The organism is Paenibacillus maysiensis, from assembly GCF_000520815.1.
In the GTDB taxonomy this organism is placed as follows: domain Bacteria; phylum Bacillota; class Bacilli; order Paenibacillales; family Paenibacillaceae; genus Paenibacillus; species Paenibacillus maysiensis.
The window spans coordinates 1-700 of sequence record NZ_ASRY01000057.1 but is presented as its reverse complement, the minus strand read 5'-3'; the positions used below and the strand labels follow the sequence as shown (position 1 = coordinate 700).

The following is a 700-nucleotide window of genomic DNA, read 5'->3' as shown; positions in this document are numbered from 1 at the left end:
GCTCGACGGGCTTTCGCTGAGCCAGCGGCAAGCTCACCCGCAAGTCACAGCTCAGACTGTTATTTAACCAATGTTCGCCGTATCGACATACCTGTAGGCAGGGATGAGTTAACATTTATCCGAATAATTGTAGTTATGGAAAACATAACGGAAACCCCTAATACAATTGAAGAATTAGAACGACAGAATGCCAAGCTCGAGCAGCAAAATGCCGAATTGTCAGCCAAGCTAAAGTGGTACGAAGAGCAGTTCCGCCTCGCGCAGCAGAAGCGCTTCGGCGCTTCGAGTGAGAAGACGAACCCCGATCAGATGGAACTCGATCTGTTCAACGAAGCCGAAGTGCTGGCAACACCTGAGACGCAGGAGCCGGACAACAGCCGCACAAAGTCGGCAAGCCGCGAAACCAAGCTGGAGCAGCTCCCCATTGAAACGCTCATCTACGAGCTGCCTGCATCAGAGCAAATCTGTTCCTGCTGCGGCGGCGATCTTCATGAGATGAGTACGGAGACGCGCAATGAAATTGTGATCATTCCTGCAGAAGTGAAGGTCGTGCGTCATGTGCGGCAGGTGTATGCATGCCGCCGCTGCGAGCGCGAAGAGATTCGCACGCCGATCGTTACCGCTCCGATGCCGAAGCCTGTCTATCCGGGAAGCCTGGCTTCGCCATCAATCTTGGCACATGTGATGAGCCAGAAGTATG

The 700-nt window shown here is 53.4% G+C and carries 1 protein-coding gene; it reads left to right on the top strand.

Going from position 1 to position 700, the window contains the following annotated elements:
- Nucleotides 1-135: 135 nt before the first annotated feature.
- A partial coding sequence (locus L696_RS0103960) for an IS66 family transposase zinc-finger binding domain-containing protein (RefSeq protein WP_209440931.1) occupies nt 136-700 on the top strand: 565 nt, incomplete at its 3' end.